Source organism: Clostridium sp. AF21-20LB (assembly GCF_003478795.1).
Classification (GTDB): domain Bacteria; phylum Bacillota; class Clostridia; order Lachnospirales; family Lachnospiraceae; genus Otoolea; species Otoolea fessa.
The window spans coordinates 12,877-28,984 of record NZ_QUGD01000013.1 but is presented as its reverse complement, the minus strand read 5'-3'; the positions used below and the strand labels follow the sequence as shown (position 1 = coordinate 28,984).

The following is a 16,108-nucleotide window of genomic DNA, read 5'->3' as shown; positions in this document are numbered from 1 at the left end:
CAGCATGATAAAAGCTGAGTTTAGTCTGCCTTTTTATCTGCATCTGTCTGCTTTCTTGTGTCGGGCTGCTTCGTGCTGGAAGAAGCAGTCCAACTTACCTGGCGAGATGGTTTACTTTGATGTGTCGGGGAAGTCCTCTTGTTTCTCAGTCGCTGCGCCCATCCTTTTACCAGATCCTCCGCTGCCTCGCGGATCTGATGCGGATTCTGAATCGTCACAAGGGCATAAAACATGTCTGGTGTTGGAATCTTCGGCAGGTAAATATAATAAGAAGGAACCCATTCGGTCGGGCTGTACTTTTCCTTGGCACGGTAGAGATCGCGGAATCCATAACAGTCATTCAGGTGGTTGTAAGCGAAGCAGAGCAGCTTTTCGACCGGATTAGAGCTGTCATTTTTCAAGCCAGCGAGCGGGGCAACACCGAGGCTGCCATACTCAATGCCCTCGTCTTTGAAAACCTGAAATGCGTCGTAAAGAATCGTCTCCATCACGCCGCTCGGTGCGCCGGTTCCGTGGCGGGTGACGTCCGCCATGTAGCCTCTTTTGCCGAGAAATGGGACAAACACGATGAATGCCACGATTTTTCCGTCGGCGTCGGTGGCGTAGAAATATCGCTTGTCCATCGGATTTTCCAGCCCGACAGTTCCCATAACGAAAGTCAGCATTGAACTCTTTTTCTGTTGCAGCCATTCGTTCGTGATGCGGTTCAGATCTGCCTCAATCTGTGCATCTCGCTGCTTCAGCGGGCAGTATTCATGGACGACGACCCCGGCTTTCCGGGCGTGGTTGATGTTCATCCGCATCTTGGCGCCTTTCTTGCCAGAGATTTCATAGTCCGCAAGGTGGAAACGGGCTTCCTCCCCGTTTTTGACCCATCCAAAGCCCTGCTTCTTATATTCTTCCAGAAAATGGTCAGTGACGCTGATAAAAAACAAGTTGTGAGCGCTGCGCTGGCAAAATTCTTTAAATTCTGCCAGGAGAACCGGAAAATCGCTGTCCGCGCAGATGGGATCGCCGTTGATGACGATGGTGCTGCCGACGACTCCGTAGGGGATGACGCCGTCTACCTTCTGACCGAAATATAGGAGTTTGTCATCCTCCAGCGTCAGGTAGGCGCTGGGATTCTGGCTGTACAGGTTGACGAGGGTGCGGGCATGCATCAAATCCGAAGCATGGCTGACTGGATGCAGCAGCCATGGGCGGACCGCATACAGAATGGAGGCGAGGATGCAGCCCCAGCTGAACCAGAATGTAACCAGTTCGACTACATGTGTTTCACGTGAAACATTGCTCGGATTTCCCATGCCGAAAATCATGGCAGTTCCCTGAATGAGACTATCCATCAGCGAGTCAAGAGAGGTTTCTCCCAGCGGTTTTACCGAAAAATGATAGCTGATACCGGCATTGACGATGATGCCTGCCAGTGCCAGCAGCAGAAACAGGAGAGAGCGTCCGAGGCTGCGCCGGTCAGACGGGCAGCAGAAGTCCTTCCGAAAACACAGGAGAAGCAGAAATAATACGGCTTCTGCCAGGTGGAACGGAAGATACAAAGGCGAAGAAAGTGCTGTCAGCCCGCGTAAAAAGCTTAAAAACAGCAGGATAACAGCAATGTTCCAGGCGGCGCGCTTCCGTTTCCAAAGCTGGAAGGTCAGGATGAAGAGCACGACAGAAAAAGCACGCTGTACCATGTGACCCATTTCCAGAAGGATACCGACGCGGTTTGCCAGTCCCAGCCCTGGCAGGAAGCTGAGAATAAAAAGTACAAGGGAAAGAACGCCAAGTGCGCCGATCAAGGTGTTTTCCAGTTGGATTCGTGAGTTCTGTTTCATATTATAATGTCCTCCGTGTCAGTCTTGTACAGATATAATCTGTAAGGTGCTATGAAACGGGCATAAGCGCACAGGCGGCTTATGCTTGCCCTTGTTATAGTACGGAAAAACAGGGATGTCAAGATAAGATTTTGCATGGAAATAGGCGTGGAGAAATTCCGTTACTGTTTACGGGTAGGCACTTTTGGAACCGAAGGTGCCGTAAGAAAACATGGTGGCAGCAGGAATTCTTTATGATAGAGGCAAAGGCACAGGGGGATTATGCAGACAGAAAAGGAACGGTTCAAAATGGAGAAAAGAAGCAGTTTGTTGGATGATTGACAAGCGAAGAACGCAGTTTCTATGGAAATCAAAGTAATAAAATGTAAAATTTTTGAAAAATACACAAATATATCAAAAGTGAATAGTTAAAACAGTTGAAATCCACCAGAATGCGTGCTATAATCTGGACATAGGGTGGTTAAAAAATTAACAGGAGGTAGTATCAATATGGCTAGATTTACATTACCGAGGGATCTCTATCATGGAGAAGGATCTTTAGCGGAACTGAAAAATCTGAAAGGCAAAAAGGCAGTCGTTGTCGTTGGCGGTGGTTCCATGAAACGCTTCGGTTTCCTTCAGAAAGTAGAAGATTATCTGAAAGAAGCTGGCATGGAAGTGGCTCTGTTTGAGGGAGTAGAGCCAGATCCGAGCGTTGAGACCGTTATGAAGGGCGCAAAGCTTATGCAGGAATTTGGTCCGGACTGGATCGTAGCGATCGGCGGTGGTTCTCCAATTGATGCAGCGAAAGCGATGTGGGCATTCTACGAGTATCCAGATACCAAGTTTGAGGATCTGATCACTCCGTTCAATTTCCCGACACTGCGTACAAAAGCAAAATTCTGCGCGATTCCGTCTACTTCTGGTACAGCAACTGAGGTTACGGCATTCAGCGTTATTACCGATTATCATAAGGGTATCAAATATCCGTTAGCAGATTTCAATATCACACCAGATGTAGCGATCGTGGATCCGGAGCTGGCTGAGACCATGCCGCAGAAGCTGACCGCAAACACCGGTATGGATGCGATGACCCATGCGATCGAGGCGTATGTATCCACACTTCATTGTGATTACACCGACCCGCTGGCACTTCACGCAATCAAGATGATTCATACCTATCTGGTTAAATCTTACAATGGCGACAAAGAAGCGAGAGCACGTATGCACAACGCACAATGCCTGGCAGGTATGGCATTCTCCAATGCACTGCTTGGTATTGTCCATTCTATGGCACACAAGACAGGTGCAGCTTACTCCGGCGGACATATTGTTCACGGTGCAGCGAATGCGATGTATCTTCCGAAGGTTATTAAATTTAACTCCAAGGAACCGGAGGCAGCTTCGCGTTATGCAGATATTGCGAAGTTCATCGGTTTACAGGGAGATAGCGACGAGGCTCTGGTTGACGCTCTGATCGCCGAGATCAAAGAGATGAACAAGCAGTTAAATATCGCTCCGAGCATTAAGCTCTATGAGGGTGGAATCATTGACGAGAAAGAATTCAATGACAAACTGGCAACCGTAGCAGAGCTGGCAGTTGGCGATGCATGTACCGGTTCCAACCCGCGTTCGATCAATCCGGAGCAGATGGCGAAACTTCTGACCTGCTGCTTCTATGATACAGAGGTTGATTTCTAATTTAAGAAGCTTCTGAATTTGGAATGCAAAATTAGAATGTAAAACATCGTGTTTCGATGTTGGAAGCGGTTCTGAAAAGAATCAAATATGTAAAATAAAGAAGCCATCCGGCTAAAAACTGGATGGCTTTTATCGTTGTGTCCTATGCGTTTTCTGCGTGGCTGTTTTTCTCGCCGTTTTCTCCGTCTGCCATTGCGTCATGCTGTCCGGTCAGCTGTGCCAGAAGTGCTTTCGCTTCCTCTGTACAGCGGAGAATCTGTGCCTGGTCCGGCAGCTCGATGTCGTGGATCAGGACATTCCGCAGCTTGCGGAGCTGGACAATTTGGTTGATCATTTCTTTGTCAAAGAGATCCATCCGCTTGAGTGTATTGATATTGAAGGCACCGCGGGAACGCGTCGAGGTGCGCCGCGCAGTCTTGTTGAGCAGGCGCTCTAATGGTACCCACTCCTCGAGGAACTGGTTGACTGCCTGCAGGGTTTCCGGTGAGGCGGTCTCCGGTTCCGTCCGCAGCTCCTGGTAGCACTGGTAGCGCTTTTCATTGCCGGAGATAATCTGATCGATGATCTGCTGGGAAATGGTGCGCCGATCCTTTTCAAATTTGACAGACCGCAGAATCGGGGTAATATCTTTGAGACCGGTGAGCTGTAAACGCTGCAAAAGCCGGTAGAGCAGGGCAATATTTCCCATTCGAAGCTCGATGTCCTCGGTTTTGAGATGGCTGCTCAGGAAATTATAGAGATAGGACGCCAGCTCGTACTGGCTTCCAAACGCGGCATTGCGGCTGCGGAGCCGCTCATTTCCGGCTGCCTGTAGGCGTTCCAGCGCGATCTCGCCGGCAAGGACCAGACCATTTAACTCATCTAAGATCGACAGCTCTTCCTCGGATAAAGTTCCCTGCATTGGCTTGTAAATCAGATCATGCTCAACCTCGGACCAGGCGTGCATGATCAGGGATGCCACCTGGATCTCGATGCGCGCCGATCCGTATTTTTTCTGTGATTCATTCAAAATTTCATCGCGCATCCGCGCGCGGTAATGGTTCGCCCAATAGCCGGAAAACCGTTTGTGGTAAGTCGGGGGTTTCGACTGTTCCGGGAACTGTTTAAATTCCAGGATGTTGAAAAGCTCCGAGATGATCGCATCTACCTTGCCGCGATCACCGGGGAAATACAGGGAGACGCGTACACCGGACAGATCGGCAATGTCGTCGTAGATTTCCTCGAGTGTCTGGTATGGTTCTTCACGTCTGGAATTGCGCCGCTGCACTTTTGTGCGGAGTCTGGCGGGATTCTTGGCGCGAGAGGTCACGATCGCCCGGATACCGGCATTTTGCAGAGCGAGCTGGAGTTTCTCTGCCGCGAGCCGCCCGGCGGCGTCGTAGAACGTCCATTTCATCTTGTATGTATCGATAAATTGTTGTATTAAATCCATAAGCAGCCCCTCCCAAGGTGCATAATAAAGCTTAGAAGAAAGCATTCTGATAAAAGAAATGCTTCTTCGTTCTATCATGAAGTATAGCAAAGATGGAAGCACTCTGCCAGTGGTTCTATGTAAAAAATATGTTACTGTACACGCATACGTGTCCAGTAACGGAATTTGCCGTGGCTTCGCATTTAAATACGGCAAATTCCTGTTGCCACCACGTTTTCTTACGGCACTTTCGGTTCTAAAAGTGCCTACCCGTGTATAGTAACAAAAAGATTACTGTCCCCACATGTGTGCCCGGTAACCTGATATGGACTTATACACAGATTTGTGGTAAAGTTATGGACAGTGACAACGTGAAGAAAGAAAAGTAAGAGGTAACGCGGAGAAAACGGAACCGTTACAAAGAGACGAGAATTATGGGACAGTTTATAGTATTGGATCTGGAATGGAACCAGAGTCCGGCGGGCAAGGAAGGCTCGATGAACCGGCTTCCATTTGAGATTATTGAGATAGGCGCGGTAAAATTAAATAAAAATCTTCAAATCATTTCGGAATTTCGCCGTCTGATCCGCCCGCGGGTGTACCGGCAGATGCATTATAAGATATCAGAAGTGACGCATATGTCGATCGAGCAGCTTGACACAGAAGGCGAGGATTTTGTGCGTGCGATGACCGAATTTTTAGAATGGTGCGGGGATGATTACCGGTTCTGTACGTGGGGCTCGATGGATCTGACCGAATTGCAGCGGAATATGGTATATCACGGGATGGAGCTGCAGTTTCCATCGCCGCTTCTCTATTATGATTTGCAGAAAATCTATGCCCTGATCCACGGCACCAAGCAAAAGGAGTCGTTAGATACCGTGGTAGAGGAATTGCACCTCACGGAAGACCGCCCGTTCCACCGGGCGCTGGATGATGCGTACTACACGGGGCGTGTCATGAGTGAGATGGACTTTTACAGCATGATGGAGTATGTTTCAGTGGATTATTACCAGCCGCCGCTGACGGAGGAGGAAGAGATCTACCTGGAATTTCCAGGATATGCGAAATTTGTGTCGCGTGAGCATGAGACGAAGGAAGAGATTTTGGAGGAACGGCGTGTGGCGGAGATGGTTTGTTACAAATGCCGCCGGACCTTGCGGAAAAAGATCCGCTGGTTTTCCTCAAACCAGAAATTTTACTTCTGTCTGGCGGTCTGCCCGGAGCACGGTTATATGAAGGGAAAGATCCGGATGAAGAAGTCGGAGGACGGATCGTTCTTTGCTGTTAAGACGACGAAGCTGGTCGGTGAAGAGGGAGCGGCCTACGTGGAGCAGAAGAAGGAGGAAACGAAGAAGAAGCGCGCGGAACGCAACAAGGCGAAGAAGTCTGGAAAGGCGGCAGAAGCAGCCGAGTAGGGTGAAGGCAGCCGGGCGGATGGAGCGTATGAAATAGGAATTAGAGAAAAGAAAAATTCATAGAAAAGAGTTACTGGATATGGAAATGTTTCTCCTGCCTGTTTAGAGTAAGGTAAAAGAAGAGAATTTCCACATCTGGTAACTCTTTTTGTGTCAGTTATGGGATTTTATGCGATCGTTTCTTCCTTTTTTTTGCCAGCGCCGTTCGGCGATCCTGCATCATCAGGTCGAAATCTGCTTCGGACATTCCGCTGTCGCGCAGACGTTCCGCGCGCCGTCTGCGGCGTTCTGCGAGGGCGTCCTCCTCCTGGCGGCGCTGCATCTGGAGAAAACGGATGCCGGCGGTGACCGCGCCGATCACGACAAGAATGGCGGTCAGTGCGGCGATGAATGCCGGTGGAACGCGGACGGAAATATGAAACAGCTGTCCAAAGGATTTACCGGTGGAACTATTTTCCTGATTAGCAGCCGATTCGGGCGGATTGGAGAGCGGCAAGGCCTCCGAGGAGCCGTTTGAGAGGGCAGTGTCGGAGTTGTCCTGCGCGGCAGCTGTTGCCGCCTGGGATACAAGCTTTTCAGGAATATCTGCCGCTGTCTGGCTGCTGTCGGTGAGGGTCAGATATGCCTGGCCAACCTTGTGATCGCCGAGCGAATAAGTGACACAGGCGATCGTGCCGTCCGGTGCGCCAGCCGGGATCTCATAGTCGAAGGAGGTCGTTGTCTCCGAGAAATCCGCTGTTTTTGGAAGTACCACGCGGCTATCTGGGTCGATGGACAGGGATTCACCTCCGGCGGTAGACACATCTGCAATTTTCAAATCTTTTCCGATATTTGAAAAAGTTTGATCATAATCTGTAATTTTGACCGACTGGAAATTGTTAAATCCAAAGTCGAGCAGCCGGCTGGTATCCTCATACTGCGTGTTGTTGCTGTGCAGGATGACGGTAATCAGTGTCGTATCGCCCTGTCTGGCACCATTGACCAGTGTGTTGAGGGCGATGGAGGTATAACCGGTTTTGCCGCCGAGGACGTCCGGACGGTAGTACTGCGGCCAGTTCTTTTTGACCAGCTTATTGCCCGGGGAGATGCCCTGTCCCTCGGGATTTTTCTGGTTCGGCGGCAGTTTATAGTAGGTTGTCTCGACGATCTTGGCAAACGTAGGATTTTCAAATGCCGCCCGCGTGATGAGCGCCATGTCGTAGGCGCTGACATAGTGTTCCTCGTTATTCAGGCCGCTCGGATTTGCAAAATGCGAATCCTGGCACCCAAGCTCGGCGGCTTTTTCATTCATCAAAACAGCAAATGCATCAGCGGAGCCAGCAACGTGCTCGGCGAGTGCGTTGGCAGCCTCATTGGCTGATTTTAAAAGCAGGGCGTAGAGGCAGTCCTTGACGCTGGCAGTATCGCCTGTATCGTATCCGGCGCTGCTGCTGTTGGACTCCACGTTGTAGACCGCGCTCTCGGAAAAGGTGACCGTCTCATCGAGGGAACAGTGCTCCAGAACGATGAGGGAGGTCAGAACCTTTGTGATACTGGCGGGAGAGTAGGTTTCATGGATGTTTTTTCCATATAAAACGACTCCGGTGTTGGCGTCCATGACGATCCCGGCATCGGAGTCAATGGAAATGTCCGACGGCCATTCAGTGGAGGCAAGCGCTGCATCGGGGCGGCGAGCAGGGACAGCAAAAGTGTACCAATTAAAAACAAGGACAACTTGCTGCCTGTGCTGCCAGCTATTTTCGTCTTCAAATCCGGAGCAGCCGGGTGGCTGGAACTACCTGGAGAGCTGCTGCCTCCGGAATTTCCGGAATTTTCTGCCCCTGATTTGCCCCTGCGGTGTTCCCGCAGGATACATGCAAGGCAGAGAAAAAACAGGGCGCCGGTCATCAGGCAGAAGGTGATGCCGATCCGGGCGGCGGTGTCCATGAAAAATGGTTCCGGCACGATGTTGATCAGAAGATCGGTCCGCGGATCGAGCTGCCAGAGATCGTTGGTAAAGAAGATTTTGTGGAAAATAATAAAATATTTCGTAAAATCAGTGGAAATGATCCCGGCAAGCAGGGCGGTCACGCCCAGAAATAAAACCGTCCCGGCGCAGAGCATCCGTGGCAGCAGGTGTTTTAACGGAACCTTGAAAAGTGCCAGCAGTGCAACCGATGCCGCTGCCAGAAACAGGCAGAGGCGGCGCAGCGCCAGTCCTCCGAGAAAGAGGTTGCGGACATCAGCCATGTGCGCCTTCTCCCTGGCGTTGAAAAATTCGCGCGGCGTCCCGTCTACGACGGTGTCAATGTTCAGATCGTCGCGGCTGCCGCGCAGATATGCCATCATCTCGTCCGTCACGTAAAGCAGGTCGTCCATCTCCATATGGACATCATCGGCAACCTGGTAGCGGGTATATTCATTTTCATAATAATGCGGCGTCCAGTAGGCGACGGCTTCCACCGAGGTAATCAGAAACACGATCATCAGACTGAAAGCACAGATAAGCCCCAGAAGCCAGCTTAAATATGTTTTTTTCTGTGTCATATAAAACCTTTCGCGGCTGTCAGGTTGTGGTACAGCTGCAGCCTTTCATTTTATGTGATAAATTTGTAAAGAGGTCGTTTGTTCTATTTTCCTTGAAACGGCTCTGTATGTTAAAGTTTCCGTTTCGTTATCCAGTATAACAGTTTCGGGGAAGCATGAAAAGGCGCGAAATGGAAAAATATGTGAAATTTTTGTTACTGTTTACGGGTAGGCACTTTTGGAAGCGAAAGTGCCGTAAGAAAACATGGTGGCAGCAGGAGTTTGCCGTATTTGAATGCGAAGCCACGGCAAATTCCGTTACTGGGCACGATGCGTGAACAGTAATAAATTTTTCGAAAGAATGGCGGGAGGGTGGAATAGGGGCTTGTCAGCTGGCGGGGGATTCCTGTATACTGGGGGAAGATGTTATAATCTGGAGCAGAAAGAGAGAGGATACGAATATGATAAAGGCAGTCATTTTTGATATGGATGGGGTCATCATTGACAGTGAAGGAATTTATCTGAATTATCTGTATGAATATGCAAAAACGAAAAATCCGGAGGTGACTCTGGAGAGTCTGCACGGGACGGTGGGGACGACGAAGCAGGACTGCTGGATGGTTGTGGAGAAGGCGATCCACAATGGTCAGACCTGGCAGGAGCTGCATGACGAGTATCTGGGGCGCTGGACGGACATTTTTAATTCGATTGATTATCTCTCGATCTTCCGCCCGGAGATTCTGGATGTGATGGATCGCCTGAAAACAGAGGGCTTCCGGCTGGCGGTCGCATCCGCGACGAATATTGAGCAGGTGGAGCGCATTTTAAAGGAAAATGGCGTGGCGTCCCGTCTGGAGCGGATGATCAGTGCGAGTACGTTCAAGCGCAGCAAGCCGGATCCGGCGGTTTACCTCTATACGGCGGAGCAGATGGGCCTGCAGCCGGAGGAGTGCCTTGTGATTGAGGATTCGACGGTCGGCATCACGGCGGGGCACTGCGCGGGAATGACAGTGGCGGCGCTCATCGATAACCGTTTTTCCTTTGACCGGAGTCTGGCGGACTATGAGTTAAATTCGCTGGAGGAGATTGTGCCGCTGGCGGAGAAAATTCGGGATTTGAAGTAAAATTTGAGTTGAGTAAATTCAGGGATTCATTGCGGAAAGTATAATTGCGAAAGTGATGAACCATTGTACAAAGAAAATGAAAAGGAACCATGTATGTCAGGGAGAAGAATCACTGCATGTATGGTTCCTTTTTTGGCTGATTACTGCGAAACCTGCCGGATAAAGTCTCTGGAAACGTAGGCTTCCTGTCCGTTGTAGCTGATTACTGCCCATTTTTCGTCGTAATCACGGAGATATTCCACATCGGTATCTGGTGCTAGAACGCCAATCCTGTCGGTGTCGGTGGATGGTTCCGGACGGACATTGACTGTGTCGGTGGTCCGGTAAACGGTCGATTCTGCGGCAACGGTCTCTGCCTCGGTTTCTGGAGCCAGCGATTCGGTGCTGACGGCTGCAGTAGAATCCGGTTTGGCATCCGTCGCAGGGCGTATCATCTTGATGATCAAAAGCAGCAGGATGATAATAATAATCAGAAGCACTGGTTTAATAATGCTTCGAAATTCAAAAGACGGACCGCCTGCATAGGCGCGCGGACGGCGTCCCTCGGAGCTGCCGGAACGTGTGCCGGCAGGTTTTCCGTTTCCAGAGCTGGCAGAGGAATGTCGGCTGTTCCCGCGAAGGCGGGAAGAAGCGGGGGTTGGAGCTGCACTTCGGGAAGCCCGGGTGGATTTTTTTGTGTCATTGTAGTCATTTGCGAAGGTGTAGACCTCCTGCGACAGAAGGTGATGCGCCTGATTGGCGTTGTAGGCGCTGTTGTCTCCCTCATGGATCGCCTTGTTGCCGATCGTGCGGATCTTGTGGTAATGTTCGCAGGTGGTCTTGCTGATTTTTCCGGCGCTGTAGAGGGCGTCGATCATCTCCAGAAGACCGGTTTCCAGAATGCCATACCGCTCGCAGAGGCATTTGACCATGTATTCAAGGGTCTGGCAGGCTTTCACCATCGCCAGGTTATAATTCTTCTGTCCGATCAGGCGCTCGGTCTCGCGGACCCCGCCGTGGATCTGTTCCCAGGTGCTCTGACCTGTGTTAGCTGTTGTTCCCATAGGCATATCCTCCTGTGTATATGATGCAGGTCCGAAACCGGCGTGCCGGCGGCTGTTCCCGGACGGATCCTGGCTTTTGAATGTCCGGCAAACGGGTGAAAAGACGGCAGCCATTTCGTGACCGTATGTTTGGTTTTGCTCTAAAATTATTATAATATAATCGCTTGAATTATTCATCTATAAAATGATAAAAATTGGAAAAGTTATGAAATTTGTAAGAAAAGGACACAAAGTCGGACGGATTAGAAAGGACGGCATGGAGGAGAGTGGAGGCTGTTTATGGGCAGGCATTTTTGGAGTCGAAAGTGCCGCAAGAAAACGTGGGGGCAGCAGGAATTTGCCATATTTAAATGCGAAGCCACGGCAAATTCCGTTACTGGGCACGTATGCGTGAACAGTAACACGGGGATCGTAAAATGGTGTGAAAATAGAGCACCTTTGCTTGCGAAATGGGGGCTTCAATGGTAAGATAAGGATAGATCCGGCGGGTAAGCCGGGGCGTCTCAACGGAATGATACGGTACGGAAGAAAGTCTATCCGGGACGGCGCAGATTGTAGACAGCAGGAGGAACGAAGATGAGATTACGCCATATACCGGGCGCAGAGCAGATGATAGAAGAAACCCCGCACGTGGTTCACGAGGCGAAGGAGAAGAAGGGAACCTGGCAGCAGATTTTTGGAAATGACCATCCGATCCGTATCGAGGTGGGAATGGGAAAAGGTCAGTTTATTTTGGAGCAGGCGTCCCGCAACCCGGATGTGAATTTTGTGGGTATTGAGAAATATTCGACGGTTCTTTTAAAGGCGATCCGCAAGAGAGAACAGATGGAACTGTCCAATGTCTATTTCTTATGTGAGGATGCCAGAGAACTGGCAGAGATTTTTGGACCGGGGGAAGTAGAGCGGATTTATTTGAATTTTTCGGATCCGTGGCCGAAAGACCGCCATGCGAGACGGAGACTGACCTCGCCGCCATTTATGGCAGTGTACGATCAGATTCTCCAGAAGGATGGAAGAGTCGAGTTCAAGACAGACAACCAGGATTTATTTTCCTATTCCCTGGAGGCGATTCCGGAGGCGGGCTGGCGCATCACAGAATATACTCGTGACCTGCACCACAGCAAGATGGCAGAGGGCAATGTCATGACCGAGTACGAGGCAAAGTTCTCGGCGCAGGGCAAGCCGATCTGCAAGCTGGTGGCGGTGCGGTAGGGAAAAGAGTGCTGCAAAGGCATTTCGCTGTATATATTAGTTATAATGAAAAAATTGGATAGCGGAATGGATATTAAAAAGCAGATTACACGGAAACTCATTCAGGCGACCAGCGATAAAGTGGAATTGAATAAACAGGCATTAAAATGGAAAAAATCGATGGAAGAGGCAGCAAAGGCACTGGGAGGCGGTAAAAAGAAGCCGTCGTAAAGAGAAACAGGGCATTTCTGTTGACTGCCTATATGGATAGAACGAAAGGAGGAAATGAGTGATGGAGATGAAGTTTACGACCGCGAATTTTGAGGAGGAGGTACTGAAATCGGAGATTCCGGTACTGGTTGATTTTTACGCAGACTGGTGCGGTCCGTGCCAGATGATGGCGCCGGTGATCGGGCAGCTGGCGAGCGAGTATGAGGGAAGAGTGAAGATCGGAAAGCTGAATGTCGATGAGAACCCGGAGGTTATGGCTGAATATAAAATCATGTCGATCCCGACGATGATTATTTTCCGGAATGGGGAAGTGTTCAGCAAGGAAGTCGGCGCTAGTTCAAAGAAGGAAGTGGAGAAGGCGATTGGGCGGGCGCTGTAAAAGCTGCGTCTTTGGAGTCCGGCGTGGGCAGTTTGAAAAGAGTCGCATCTTTGAAATCCGGCGTGCGGCAGCTCGAAAAAGCTGGCGCTTTTCCTCGCTGTCGGGCATTCGCCTATAAAGAAAAAAAGAGATAACGGATGCTGTTTATGTGCAAGCACAACGCGTCATCCGCCATCTCTTTTTTTCTTTGCACGCCTCATTGCTAACGCACAAAGTGCCTGCCCCACAGCTCTCAGTCTGCGAAACAAGCACTTGATAGTGCGCCTTCAGGGACTCGAACCCTGGACAAATAGATTAAGAGTCTACTGCTCTACCAACTGAGCTAAAGGCGCTTATTTTGTTTTCTTGCGGATGCCTCATCCGTAAGACATGTGTTATTCTACTCCATCCAGAATAAAATGTCAACAGTTTTTTAAATATTTTTAAAAATATTTTAAAAAGCATTATTTTCGGTATTTTTAAAACAGATAAGGGTATGGGCGAAGGAGACTCAGAGGTATATGGGATGCAGCCATGGGAGAAATGACGAGGTGGGTTTTGCACATGGGACGGTGGATAAGTCTGGAAAGAACGTCGTGGAAAGGGGATCACAGATTTGGGTGTTTGTAAAGGGAGAAAATGATTTTTGTGCAAAATTCTGATTCGAAAAAATATAGGGGAATCCTCTTCCATTTTTAATCTAATTGGTGTATGCTTAAATACGTCACGACGAACACACTATATATTGTGTTATGAAAGAAAACGAGTTCAATATTTTGTGTGTAATTCTAAAAATTACCTAAATACAAATCAAAAATAAAGCCAATCGTAAGACAAGTCGGAACGGAAAAGAATCCTGTCAGTGAAGGCATCCGGACATGAAAAATAGCCTGTCAGAAGAAGGCGTTGCTCTCATGAATGAGGAAATGAGAGTAAGCTGGGGGACGGGAAATGGATACAGATGGATGTTCGATGTATGCCATAAAAGTAGAAAGAGAAATCACAGAAACGGGAACCGGCGAGTCAATTTATAGATTATAGAAGACAAGTCATAAAACGGGCTTAAGGGTAAGGAGAGGGAACAGGGATGGAAGACACAGTAACAACCAATGTAATCAAACGAAATGGAGAAGAAGTACATTTTGACCGGGCGAAGATCGTAAATGCGATCACGAAAGCAAACGGCAATGTGGAGCGTATTCACCAGATGAACCCGTACCAGATTGAAGCGATTGCAGATACGATCGCCGAGCAGGTGCAGGAGATGCCGCACGCGGTGAATGTGGAAGATATCCAGGATATGGTAGAGACCAGCATTATGGAGATGCGTGGTTATGAGGTTGCACAGAAATATGTGCGCTACCGCTACCGCAGGGAGTTAAAACGCAAGTCCAACACGACCGATAACGGCATCCTGGCACTTTTGGACCATATTAATGAAGAAGTGAATCAGGAAAACTCCAACAAGAACCCGGTCATCAACTCGACCCAGCGTGACTACATGGCGGGCGAGGTCAGCAAGGACTTATCCAAGCGTGTGCTGCTGCCGGAGGAGATCGTCCGCGCGCATGAGGAAGGCATCATCCATTTCCATGATACCGACTATTTTGCACAGAAGGAGCACAACTGCGACCTGATCAATCTGGAGGATATGCTGCAGAATGGCACTGTGATCAGTGAGACGATGATCGAGAAGCCGCACAGTTTCTTTACGGCCTGCAACGTGACTACCCAGATCGTGGCGCAGGTAGCCAGCAACCAGTATGGCGGACAGTCCTTTACTCTGGCGCATCTGGCACCGTTTGTGGACATCAGCCGTCAGAAGCTGCGCAAGAACGTGATTGCAGAGCGCACCGAGTGCGGCGAGGCACTGGATGAGGATATCATCAACCGCGTGACCGAACGCCGTCTGCGCGAGGAGGTTAAGAGCGGCATCCAGACGATCCAGTACCAGCTTATCACCCTGATGACCTGTAACGGACAGGCTCCGTTTGTCACGGTATTTATGTATCTGGACGAGGTTCCGGAGGGACGGACCAGAGATGACCTTGCGATGATCATCGAGGAAGTGATGCTGCAGAGAATGCAGGGCGTCAAGAATGAAAAGGGCGTCTGGATCACACCGGCGTTCCCGAAGCTTATCTATGTGCTGGATGAGGACAATATTACGGAAGGTTCGAAATATTGGCACCTGACTGAGCTGGCAGCGAAATGTACCGCGAAACGGATGGTTCCGGACTACATTTCTGCTAAGATTATGAAAGAATTAAAGAAGGGCGAGGTTTACCCGTGCATGGGCTGCCGTTCTTTCCTGACGGTAGAGGATTCCCAGATGCTGCCGAACGGCAAGCATAAATTCTATGGACGTTTCAACCAGGGTGTTGTCACGATTAACCTGGTCGATGTGGCTTGTTCTTCGGAGGGAGATATGGACCGTTTCTGGCAGATTCTCGATGAGAGACTGGAACTGTGCCATCGTGCGCTCCGCTGCCGTCATGAGAGGCTGCTCGGCACGATCTCCGATGTGGCGCCGATTCTGTGGCAGAATGGTGCGCTTGCCCGCCTGAAAAAGGGTGAGACGATCGACAAACTCCTGTACAACGGCTATTCTACGATTTCTCTGGGATATGCAGGTCTGTATGAGATGTGTATGCGGATGTTAGGAAAATCCCACACCGATCCGGAGGCGAAGCCATTTGCACTGAAAGTTATGCAGCGTCTGAATGATAAATGCAAAGAGTGGAGAGAGGCGGAGAACATCAGCTATTCTGTATACGGCACGCCGATGGAGTCTACGACTTATAAATTTGCAAAATGCCTGCAGAAGCGCTTCGGTATCATTCCGGGCGTTACGGATAAGAACTATATCACGAACAGCTACCATGTACACGTATCCGAGAAGATTGACGCGTTCAGTAAGCTGAAATTTGAGGCAGAGTTTCAGAAGCTCTCCCCGGGCGGTGCGATCAGCTACATCGAGGTGCCGAATATGCAGACTAATATTCCGGCAGTTCTCTCTGTGATGCAGTTTATCTACAATAATATTATGTATGCGGAGCTGAACACCAAGAGTGATTTCTGTGAGAAGTGTGGCTATGACGGCGAGATCAAGATTGTTGAGGATGAGGCTGGCAAGCTGGTGTGGGAGTGCCCGAACTGCGGCAACCGCGACCAGAACAAGCTCTTTGTCGCACGCCGTACCTGCGGCTACATCGGAACCCAGTTCTGGAACCAGGGACGTACCCAGGAGATCCGCGATCGGGTGCTGCATCTGTAGGATGTGGTGAAAGCCTCCGAGAGTACATTGGTCTAGGGGAG

The 16,108-nt window shown here is 49.8% G+C and carries 12 protein-coding genes and 1 tRNA gene; 7 read left to right on the top strand and 6 right to left on the bottom strand.

Going from position 1 to position 16,108, the window contains the following annotated elements:
- Positions 1-20: 20 nt before the first annotated feature.
- Entirely contained in the window at positions 21-1,829 is a 1,809-nt protein-coding gene (locus tag DWX76_RS08330) for a bifunctional lysylphosphatidylglycerol flippase/synthetase MprF (RefSeq protein ID WP_118570489.1), read from the bottom strand.
- Positions 1,830-2,318: 489 nt separating this feature from the next.
- Between DWX76_RS08330 and DWX76_RS08325 the strand changes: the two genes are divergently transcribed.
- The gene (locus tag DWX76_RS08325) at positions 2,319-3,509 is read left to right on the top strand and encodes an iron-containing alcohol dehydrogenase (protein ID WP_022359140.1); all 1,191 of its coding nucleotides are present in this window, start codon (positions 2,319-2,321) and stop codon (positions 3,507-3,509) included.
- Positions 3,510-3,651: 142 nt separating this feature from the next.
- On the opposite strand, the gene DWX76_RS08320 is transcribed toward DWX76_RS08325, so the two are convergent.
- Complete coding sequence (locus DWX76_RS08320; protein WP_107000923.1) at positions 3,652-4,941, bottom strand: RelA/SpoT domain-containing protein; 1,290 nt, start codon at positions 4,939-4,941, stop codon at positions 3,652-3,654.
- Positions 4,942-5,354: 413 nt separating this feature from the next.
- Here DWX76_RS08320 and DWX76_RS08315 point away from each other — a divergent pair, with 413 nt between their 5' ends.
- Positions 5,355-6,338 (top strand): 3'-5' exonuclease, encoded by a 984-nt coding sequence (locus DWX76_RS08315; RefSeq protein ID WP_118570488.1) that lies wholly within the window; start codon positions 5,355-5,357, stop codon positions 6,336-6,338.
- 157 nt (positions 6,339-6,495) lie between these two features.
- Here DWX76_RS08315 and DWX76_RS08310 read toward each other — a convergent pair whose 3' ends face one another.
- Positions 6,496-7,935, bottom strand: coding sequence for a serine hydrolase (locus DWX76_RS08310; RefSeq protein WP_243022502.1), 1,440 nt, complete (start codon positions 7,933-7,935; stop codon positions 6,496-6,498).
- Positions 7,854-8,864, bottom strand: coding sequence for a TIGR01906 family membrane protein (locus DWX76_RS08305; protein ID WP_412694022.1), 1,011 nt, complete (start codon positions 8,862-8,864; stop codon positions 7,854-7,856). The genes DWX76_RS08310 and DWX76_RS08305 overlap by 82 nt, the downstream gene beginning before the upstream one ends.
- Before the next feature lie 440 nt (positions 8,865-9,304).
- On the opposite strand from DWX76_RS08305, the gene DWX76_RS08300 reads away from it, so the two are divergent.
- The gene (locus DWX76_RS08300; protein WP_118570486.1) at positions 9,305-9,967 is read left to right on the top strand and encodes an HAD family hydrolase; all 663 of its coding nucleotides are present in this window, start codon (positions 9,305-9,307) and stop codon (positions 9,965-9,967) included.
- A gap of 140 nt (positions 9,968-10,107) precedes the next feature.
- Here DWX76_RS08300 and DWX76_RS08295 read toward each other — a convergent pair whose 3' ends face one another.
- Positions 10,108-11,010, bottom strand: coding sequence for an SH3 domain-containing protein (locus tag DWX76_RS08295; RefSeq protein ID WP_118570485.1), 903 nt, complete (start codon positions 11,008-11,010; stop codon positions 10,108-10,110).
- A 576-nt stretch (positions 11,011-11,586) separates the two neighbouring features.
- Between DWX76_RS08295 and trmB the strand changes: the two genes are divergently transcribed.
- The 3 genes from trmB (at position 11,587) to trxA (ending at position 12,811) form a co-directional block, all read left to right on the top strand.
- On the top strand, positions 11,587-12,222 hold the full coding sequence (gene trmB / locus DWX76_RS08285) for a tRNA (guanosine(46)-N7)-methyltransferase TrmB (protein WP_118570483.1): 636 nt from the start codon (positions 11,587-11,589) through the stop codon (positions 12,220-12,222).
- 66 nt (positions 12,223-12,288) lie between these two features.
- Positions 12,289-12,432, top strand: a complete 144-nt coding sequence (locus DWX76_RS13975) for a hypothetical protein (RefSeq protein WP_181986257.1) — start codon at positions 12,289-12,291, stop codon at positions 12,430-12,432.
- Between the two features lie 61 nt (positions 12,433-12,493).
- Positions 12,494-12,811: a thioredoxin gene (gene trxA, locus DWX76_RS08280; RefSeq protein ID WP_117796797.1), complete on the top strand. Its 318-nt coding sequence runs from the start codon at positions 12,494-12,496 to the stop codon at positions 12,809-12,811.
- Positions 12,812-13,070: 259 nt separating this feature from the next.
- Here trxA and DWX76_RS08275 read toward each other — a convergent pair.
- A tRNA-Lys gene (locus tag DWX76_RS08275) sits at positions 13,071-13,143 on the bottom strand.
- 734 nt (positions 13,144-13,877) lie between these two features.
- Between DWX76_RS08275 and nrdD the strand changes: the two genes are divergently transcribed.
- Complete coding sequence (gene nrdD / locus DWX76_RS08270; RefSeq protein WP_117796798.1) at positions 13,878-16,067, top strand: anaerobic ribonucleoside-triphosphate reductase; 2,190 nt, start codon at positions 13,878-13,880, stop codon at positions 16,065-16,067.
- Positions 16,068-16,108: the final 41 nt, after the last annotated feature.